This window comes from Pandoraea sp. NPDC090278 (assembly GCF_044772185.1).
In the GTDB taxonomy this organism is placed as follows: domain Bacteria; phylum Pseudomonadota; class Gammaproteobacteria; order Burkholderiales; family Burkholderiaceae; genus Pandoraea.
On sequence record NZ_JBIVYJ010000002.1, the window covers coordinates 886021 to 894438 of the forward strand.

General features: G+C 56.2%; 9 protein-coding genes. 6 read left to right on the plus strand and 3 right to left on the minus strand.

The annotated features are described in order from the left end of the window. Nucleotides 1-9: 9 nt before the first annotated feature. Nucleotides 10-534 (minus strand): TlpA disulfide reductase family protein, encoded by a 525-nt coding sequence (locus ACIQWO_RS12370; RefSeq protein WP_150664112.1) that lies wholly within the window; start codon nt 532-534, stop codon nt 10-12. A gap of 97 nt (nt 535-631) precedes the next feature. Then, nucleotides 632-1291, minus strand: coding sequence for a hypothetical protein (locus ACIQWO_RS12375; RefSeq protein WP_402823838.1), 660 nt, complete (start codon nt 1289-1291; stop codon nt 632-634). Nucleotides 1292-1580: 289 nt separating this feature from the next. On the opposite strand from ACIQWO_RS12375, the gene ACIQWO_RS12380 reads away from it, so the two are divergent. Continuing rightward, nucleotides 1581-2009: a hypothetical protein gene (locus tag ACIQWO_RS12380; protein WP_233326840.1), complete on the plus strand. Its 429-nt coding sequence runs from the start codon at nt 1581-1583 to the stop codon at nt 2007-2009. Nucleotides 2010-2030: 21 nt separating this feature from the next. Here the strand turns inward: ACIQWO_RS12380 and ACIQWO_RS12385 are convergent, their stop codons facing one another. Then, complete coding sequence (locus ACIQWO_RS12385; RefSeq protein ID WP_402823842.1) at nt 2031-2618, minus strand: ATP-binding protein; 588 nt, start codon at nt 2616-2618, stop codon at nt 2031-2033. Between the two features lie 272 nt (nt 2619-2890). Between ACIQWO_RS12385 and ACIQWO_RS12390 the strand changes: the two genes are divergently transcribed. The 5 genes from ACIQWO_RS12390 (at nt 2891) to ACIQWO_RS12410 (ending at nt 8156) form a co-directional block, all read left to right on the plus strand. Then, complete coding sequence (locus ACIQWO_RS12390; RefSeq protein ID WP_402823968.1) at nt 2891-3850, plus strand: tyrosine-type recombinase/integrase; 960 nt, start codon at nt 2891-2893, stop codon at nt 3848-3850. Beyond that, nucleotides 3847-5535: a hypothetical protein gene (locus tag ACIQWO_RS12395; RefSeq protein ID WP_402823845.1), complete on the plus strand. Its 1689-nt coding sequence runs from the start codon at nt 3847-3849 to the stop codon at nt 5533-5535. The genes ACIQWO_RS12390 and ACIQWO_RS12395 overlap by 4 nt, the downstream gene beginning before the upstream one ends. Nucleotides 5536-5798: 263 nt before the next feature. Further along, on the plus strand, nt 5799-7325 hold the full coding sequence (locus ACIQWO_RS12400; RefSeq protein ID WP_402823848.1) for a site-specific integrase: 1527 nt from the start codon (nt 5799-5801) through the stop codon (nt 7323-7325). Further along, nucleotides 7322-7759, plus strand: a complete 438-nt coding sequence (locus tag ACIQWO_RS12405) for a TetR family transcriptional regulator (RefSeq protein WP_402823851.1) — start codon at nt 7322-7324, stop codon at nt 7757-7759. Before ACIQWO_RS12400 ends, ACIQWO_RS12405 begins: the two co-directional genes overlap by 4 nt. Before the next feature lie 61 nt (nt 7760-7820). After that, the gene (locus ACIQWO_RS12410) at nt 7821-8156 is read left to right on the plus strand and encodes a hypothetical protein (protein WP_402823854.1); all 336 of its coding nucleotides are present in this window, start codon (nt 7821-7823) and stop codon (nt 8154-8156) included. The last annotated feature ends 262 nt before the right edge of the window (nt 8157-8418 follow it).

The following is an 8418-nucleotide window of genomic DNA, read 5'->3' on the forward strand; positions in this document are numbered from 1 at the left end:
CGTCAAGCGTCAGGCTTGCTTTGCCAGTGCTGTCTCGATCAGCTTGTTGAGTTCGGCGTATTCCGGCTCGCCGACGTATTGCTTGAGCACCTTGCCGTTGCGATCCACGACGAACGTCGTCGGCGTGAGCTGGACGTTGCCGTATTGCTTCGCGACGCTGCCGTCGGAGTCCATTGCGACCTTGAACGGCAACTGACGCGACTGCGCGTAGTTCATCACGTACATCGGCGGGTCATAGCTCATGGCCACCGCGACAAACTCCAGTCCCTGGCCTTTGTACTTCTCGTACGTCTTCACCATCGTCGGCATTTCCTTCATGCACGTGACGCAACTCGTCGCCCAGAAGTTGACCAGATAAACCTTGCCTTTGAGTTGTTCGGTGCCGAGCTTCTGACCCGAGAGCAGCGTGAACGTCGCTTCGGGCGCACGCTTCTGACCGGCGAACGTGAAGTACGCGGCGATCGCCACGGCGGCGATAACCACGACGGCGAGGATCTTGCCGATGGGAGACTTGCGGGAGGTCGTAGCGCTCATGACACAGCCGTGTGGGTAATGGAGTTCGGTAGGGGGCAGAGATTCGCCGTTTTGACGTGGATCCGCCCTCGATTTGCCACCGATTCTACTCTGAATCTCAGCGCGTCGTGGTGCCGCTGCCTGGGTGCAGACGGGCGCGTCCGCGCGCGATGGCGTCGTCGAGATATGCGCCGTAGAAGTCCGGCAGACCTGCGCCGATCAATGGGTCGGCGACGGGGTGTCCGCTGGTATCGAGGAACAAAACCGTCGGCGACACCTTGACGCCATGGGCACGCGCCCACGCAACGCCGGTGGTCGTCGTGCCATCGAAATCGCGTACGGGCGTCGTACTGTCCATGCCGATTTCACGCACTTCATATTTGCCGCTGCGCACGAGCGGGGCCAACTCTCGCTGACGGATCGGACCGCAATAGACGCAGTCCCGCAACGACACGAGGACGATCAGCGGCGCGTCGAGCGAAGCCGCGCGACGCGCGTGCGCCGCGAAGTCGGTCGCCAGCGGCACCGCTGCCTGCTGTTTGGCCGCTGTCTTGTTGTCGAGCGGTTTTGCCGCCGCACCCTCATGCGGATAGGTGACGCCGGTTGCCTGCGCGAGAACCAACGTCGAGGTGGCAGACGTCGGGTGTCCGACAGACTGGCCGAAACCGTCGTCAGCGCCTTGCACGCCAGGCGACGCCAAAGCCGCAACCGGCATGACGATCGGCAGTGTGATCACCGCGCTGGCGATCAGCGACCTCAGCAGCCGTGCGCGTCCCATCTCCCGCGGTGAAGCAGCGGGGGGCGTCGGGGCGGACGAGGTAAGGGACGTGGGGGCGCAGGCGTGTGTCATGCCGCCGATGATACCGGGAACCGCGCCGTGCCGTTTTTCCTGCCGCTGCGCATGGCGGATAATGGCGGCTTCCCTCTTCACGACTCCTCTGACGTCTATGAACCGCGTTGTCCGTGTCTGCGTCCTGCTTGCTGCGTCTGTCACGACCATGGTGATGGCCGCGTGCTCACCTCGCTACGATTGGCGTGAGGTCCACGACAAGGATGGAGCGTATGCCGTGACCTATCCTGCCAAGCCGACGCAAGACGAACGCGAGGTGAAGTTCGCCTCCGGGCCGCTGCCGATGCGCATGCAGGCCGCGCGCGTCGACGCTGCGCTCTTCGCGGTGGGCGTGGTCACGCTTCCCAGCGATGACGCGACGCTGCGCCAGACCGTCGTCGACGAACTGCAACACGGCTTGCTTGCCAATGTGAACGAGCGCCAGGTGTCGCCCTCGCAAGTGATGGTGCGTCAGGCGGGCGATGCGCCTTCGCTCCCGGGCATGGCGGTCTCTGCACAGGGCATGGCGAGCGACAAAGCCGAACGCTACGTCTCCGCCCGCTTCGTCGGACGTGGCAACCACGTCTATCAGGTGGTCGTCATGGGGACGAAGGCGCCGGGCAAGGAACAAGTCGATCAGTTTCTGGACTCCTTCACGCTGGAGTGAGGGTTTCGTCGGTGTCTTCGGTCACCCCGGTGCCTCGCGATATTGCACCGCCTCGGCGATGTGAGACGCATCGATTGCGTTGCAACCGGCGAGGTCGGCCACGGTGCGTGCCACGCGCAACACACGGTGATAGGTGCGGGCCGACCAGTGATGCTGGGTCACCGCACGGTGCAGGACCTCCTGCGCTTCCGGCGCCAACTGACATTGCGCTTCAAGCGCGCGATTCGACAGGCTGCTGTTCAACTGGCCCTGACGCGATAGCTGGCGCGTCTGCGCTTGCCTCACGCGCATCGCCACGACTTCGCTGCGCTCGCCGGTGGCCGGGGCGGCGAACGTTTCCGCGCTGAGCGCGGGCACTTCCACATGCAGATCGATACGATCTAGCAAGGGTCCCGACAGACGATTGCGATAACGTGCCACCGCGTCGCTCGTGCACCGGCAGTTGCGTGACGGGTGCCCAAGGTCCCCGCATGGGCATGGGTTCATCGCTGCTACCAATTGAAATGCGGCGGGAAAAGTCGCGTGTCCCCCTGCGCGTGAAATCGTGACGTGCCCCAGTTCCAGCGGTTCACGCAACACTTCCAGGACACGACGCTGAAACTCGGGCATTAGGTGACGTTGACTGTCTGTCCGTGTACATGGATCGCTTTTGAGAGCAGAGTACGCTTGCGGGAAGGATTGGCAGTAGACAGAGGAGATTGTCTATGCGGATGCAGAAGGCAAGTATGATTTCCCTTCGGCCCACCGACTATATGGATTGGCGGGACGTTTGCCTTCGGGCGGGAATCGAGGCAGTTAATCAACTCAGTGCTCGATATGCATCACTCAGGTCGCTAAAAGTCATAGTTGATCCGTCAGGCATCCCAATCTGGGCCCCGACAATGTATCTCGCCAGGTGCGCTGTTGAGAGCCGAGGGGTGACGGACGACACCATACGAACCTATGGTGAAAGTTTGCTGTCGTGGATTGAGTTCTTAACCAGAAATGGCATCGAGATCGACGACGCAAATGAAGAAATATTACAGCGATTCAGGTCTGAGCAATGTGGATTTGGGGTGCCCAGCAAGAGTGCGCTATCGACCGCTACCGCCAACCTACGAGTTGCAGTAGTTATTCAGTTCTATCGGTGGTGCGGTAAGAATAGACACGAATCGTTGTTGGCGACGTACCTTTCAGACCAAACCAATCGTAGTAGATCGCTGACTCCACGAGTCATTCGACGTCATCCGAAAATACTCTCCGAGGAAGAAATTTTCGCGCTATTCCGTCTTGTGAGGCCCGCATATAAGCTCGCGTTTAGATGGGCGCTTGTGACCGGTATGCGTCGCTTCGAACTTGCGAGTCTCAAATGCTCAGCAATGCCGAAGCCGGAGGTATTAGCTTTTCAATCTGACGGGTTAGCCAAGATATCTCTGACGAGAAAGGGCGGGCGGGAGCTCACTGTCTACGCACCTGTATCGTTAGTCGAAGAGACAAATTGGCATGTTCTTACGGAGAGAGTTCGGCCTCGTCCAGGGTTTGAGGATCATATTTTTGTAGGGAGATACGGATTTCCGCTATCGCGTAGAGCGTTGTCGGCAGAGTACCGTCGCTGTGCCGATCTAATCGGTAGTGAGTCCACATTACACCATTTGCGGCACACGTATGCCGTGAGCGTATTGCGATATCTCCACGGGGCGAATCTTCGAAACAACGGGGAGCCGAGTAATCCTCTAAAGACTTTACAGGTGTTGATGGGGCATTCGAGTAGCGAAACCACCGAACTGTATCTGCGGGCGATGGAAGTTACGAGCCCAGACGTTGTCGACGCGTTGCTGCACCTATACGGGGCGTCTATATGAATAATACCCGTGAGGTTCATCAGTTGTGTCACAGGATATTGGACGCCGACGGAAATATGGTCGCAGCGTTCGACCTGTCTGCAGTGGACGTTCACTCAACGCTGGCTTCTGCATTTCTTCGGGCGCATGCCGCGGAATTTGGACACACATCAATCGAGTCCCAGAAGCAGGCGCACCGAGCAATACGGAAGCTCATTCTCTGCCTTCAGGAGCACGCTTTACACAATCGTGTTCCGCTACCGATTTCCATTGCCCAGATTTTCCATGATTGGATAAAGTCCTCAGGACTAAACGAGTCCACCGCCCAGAGTCACCAGAACATAGTTGTGGCTGTACTTCGCTGGTGTGCGCGCAATCTGCCCGGTACTGTTCATCCCAAAGCAAGCATGCTTGCGCCTTCGTTTAGACGGCCAAAGCCGACGCAAATGAGACGGCTAGAGGAGAGCGAGGTGCGCTCGTTGCTCTCCGCATGCTATGAAGAAATCGAGGCGACCGAGATGCGTTTGGCTCGCGGGAGAATGTGCTTTTCTGAAAATGCAGTAAGTGACGGTGAATTGCTCGAACTACGTAAGACGGTCATCGATTTATTGCGGGCGGGGAAGGGGCAGTTGCCTAACCAAAAAGTGGTTAATCGCAGTGGCTTGGCGCTCGCTAGGCGGGTGAGTGAGCAAGGTGGGTTGCGTCAAATAGTATCGTCGATCTATATCACGATAGAGGACATCGTGCCTTTTTATCTTGCCGTCTTGATGCAGACAGGCGGAAACCCGATGGCTATTCGAAGTATGAAGTTGGATTGCCTTTCCGGTCATCCTTTGAGGGACGACTTGGAGTGCCTAACGTGGGAGAAGCCACGAGCGAATCGTGAACAAAGGGTTGACTTCCCGGCAGGAAAAGAGTGGTCTGCGCCAAACCTAATACGTCGACTGGTTGCAATGAATAGCGATCTGAGGGCAAATGCACTGGCCAGAGATCGTGAGTCCGTATTTCTTGCTCGTAACTTCTTGAGTAGTGTAGCGAGAGTCCCTTCCGTTCAGTCACTCCACAATTACTTGGCTCTATTTCTAAAAAAATTCGGACTACAAGATTTTGATTTTAAGCATCTGCGTGCTACATCGGCTTGGGCTCACTACTGGAAGACTGGAGCGCACGACGTGGTTCGGCGTCGACTTAATCATGCCAACGTTAGAACAACCACGCTGTATACGCTAACAGACGAGATCGCGCCCGAACATTACAAGATCATCTCTAAATTCCAGGGTGAATTGGTCACTAAGGCCCGCGGAGAGGACGCTCAGCGTGAAAGCACTTGCTTAGATAGAGAGAAGCTGATAGCGCACGCCAAGACGGTATTCGGATTTGAATGTAGGGACCCTTTCGGAGGTCTCGACGGGACGACCGCGAAGGGTAGCCGGTGCCTTAACTTCACGAGGTGCAGCACATGCCCGGGGGCAATCGTCCCATTAGACGACGTAAGTGTAATTGCGAGATTGCTTGCGACTCAGGCGTCTCTTGAGGAAGCTAGAGTTGATGCGAATCGACGGGGTTGGTCAAAGCGATATCGTTCGCTTTACGCCGACACGTTGCGGATCATTTCCGAAACAATTCTTCCTGGAGTCTCGCCGGAAGTTCTGACTGCCGCAAAGGCTGCAATGGGGCGGCTACCTCCCATCCCGAAGCCGGAGTAGTTATGGGTGATATCACTCGTGTAGGTCGTTCTGGAGTTTGGCGGATCGCAGGTCGTGAGCTGGATGGCCAGCGCAGTATCGACCTTTCGTGGCGAGACGCTCTCCCTGCAGGGTGCGGCACCGGAACGCAACGGCAGAGATTACTAAATTCTGCGAAGAGCCTCTTCTTAGTACTGTATGCCGATTCTGGTCTGAGAGGGCGGACTTACAGTCCGCTCACTCAGGCCCAAGCTTTCGCGAAGATCCGAAAGGTCATTCGATGGATGGCTGCACATGATATCTGGCGATTCTCTGATTTGCGGGCTACCCACATCTTGGACTTCTTTAAGCAAATCCAGGCTCGTAATGACTTCCCGCGAGAGGCGACGGTTTGCGGATGGATTTGGATCTTCCGGATGATGAAGGATGTCGGTGGGCACTATGCGCATCCGCTAGACGTGGATATTGCCATGCTGGAGACCGAGATATTGGTCAGAGTGCGCCGCTCACCGAACCGTTCGTGGAGCGGGCTCGATGATGATGTGGCGTTAACGTTGATTCGGCAGGCTTTCGAGTGGTTGGAAAAGTACGGAAAATCCGTTCGCGATCTGAGTTATGCCGCGTGGTCCAACAGTCGAGAGATGAAGGGGCAATATCGCTCGTCATTGAACAAGAGCCGGCGGAAGGCATTTTTACGAGAGGTTGCGCTTCTTCCGGAATATGAGCGTTTGCGGGGCGTGCTTGGTGATGACCCACGAGTCAGTGAAACGATTGGACGGGCGATCTCCATAACGGAAGGAGCATGCGCGTTTCTTATGCTAGTCCTTGTCGGTATTAGGGCCAGCGAGCTTCTTTCTCTGAACGCAAATGCAGTGGAAATAGAGGGTGGCGACGACGGAGAGCCCATCGCGTATCTGCGCGGTTTTGCTGCAAAGAGCGGTGGAATGTCTCGGCGATGGGTTGCTGGGGAGCCTGTTACATCTGTCGTTAAGTTCTTGCTGGATCTGACTTCGTTTGCTTTCACCAAAAGTGACGGTCCCCAACCAATGTTCTTGTTGCGGCCATCGGGTGCGCGAACGTTTATTTTTGGCCGCCGCGTTCGGCGCTGGAATCGGGATTCACTAGTTCGTCGGATCCAGACGTTCGTTGCAGCGGCCGTGGGGGAGGGACAAATTGCAGATTGTGCGATTCACCCACATAGATTACGGAAGACGTTTGCTCAATTGGCTGTAAAGCGAGATAAGAGTCGGCTAGATGCCGTGGCGGCACAGCTAGGTCATGCCTACAGTTCATTTACCGACAACTGCTATGTCAGACCGGATCATCAACTGGTGAGATTGCTTGCCGAATATGATCGAAAGGAGCTTGCGAAAGGGCTTGAGTCGATTCTGACCAGCTCCAAAGTGGGCGGGAACGGAGCGCATGCACTGGAGCGAATACGCCATGAGGCCGGGCGATTTAGGGGGAAGAAAAGCCTGAGGTCTCTTATTGATAAACTCATTGATGACGGTATGCAGCTTGCACCGTGTGATTGGGGTTATTGCATCTATACGATGGCACATTCGGCTTGTCATGGCGATGCGGATGGGCCGGATGCAGTGAATCGATGCCCAGAGGTATGCTCAGGATGCAAGAATTTCGTCGTCACCGAAAAACACCGCATGTGGTGGGAGGTTCGTGTGCGCGAGGATGAAGCATTTCTACGTCGAAAGGGATTGCCCGAACAAACCCGGCAGATTTTATTGAGGCGCGTTCGATCTTCACTGGGAGTCCTGAGGCATATTTCCGATGAGCGGAAGGAGTGGGTATGACCCCGGATCTTTTTCGCTCAGGAGGGTTCGAACTTTCTGTTATTGCACGCGTTCGCGCCGCGTTGGCCCTGATGAGAGATCAGGGGCGGGCCCATGTGTCGGTCGTGGAAGTATGTAAGGCTGCGGGCGTGAGTCGGGCAAATTTATATGCGCATCATCGGTATCTGATTGAAGAGATTCTTGAGCTTGGGGGGCCAAGGATACCCTCAAAGAGACGGGGTTCGATGCACGAAGAGGCTCCACGGAATTTGGGGCGTTTGGCCGGTCGCGATGCTCAATATCGAGCACTTTTGCTCGTGTGCGTTGAACAACAGGCGGAGATTGCGTGGCTTCAGGCGCAGCTTCGGAGTTCGTCGCGAGCTCGCAATGGCAAAGGAAGGACGACCCGCAGCGCAATTGAGAGCAGGCCTTCTGAAGCGGGGACATCTGGGTGACTACGCAGAGGGAGTTCTAGCTGAGGGGGTAGCGTGCACAGTTGTCTATAGCGGAGGTGACATGCGTATCTTGTCCACCGCGTGGGAATTATTTGATTCCTTATCTGTACAAGCGAAGCTTTGGATTATCCGAACCATGATTTGCGCTGCCATAGGTATACCGAGCAGCTACGGAGCAATGGTCTGGTATCACGGTCGAATAGCCGGTGAGTTGATGCATTGCCAGATGGACGTTGTAGAGAAGACGAAATCACTTCTCGATCTTGATGCGAATGCCACCGTTTATCAGGCGAGCGCCAGCCGCATGGCAGAAGATATCGGATCGTGTGTTGATAACGCCTTGACACATCCGAAAGGGACAGTCTCCTTTTTGATGGGTGAGATTTTACAACGCTGACATGTTCTCAAAGAGCTTGCGTGCCCCATCCGGGAAGTGTCCGAGTAAGCCTCATACATATCGACATGACTCATGGCGCTCGGTCGAGCTGCCCGGCCCCTGCCGGTTGTCATTTCTTTGACCTCACGGGGTGGCAATTAAAAACATAGGTGCATAGCGGCAAAAACAAATCTATGGTCCTCCCCATTTTTGCAACCCTGATTCTCGATGTCGTTGTTGGCTTGCGTAAATCTATTCGGCGTCGTTGTAGGGACTGCTCCCC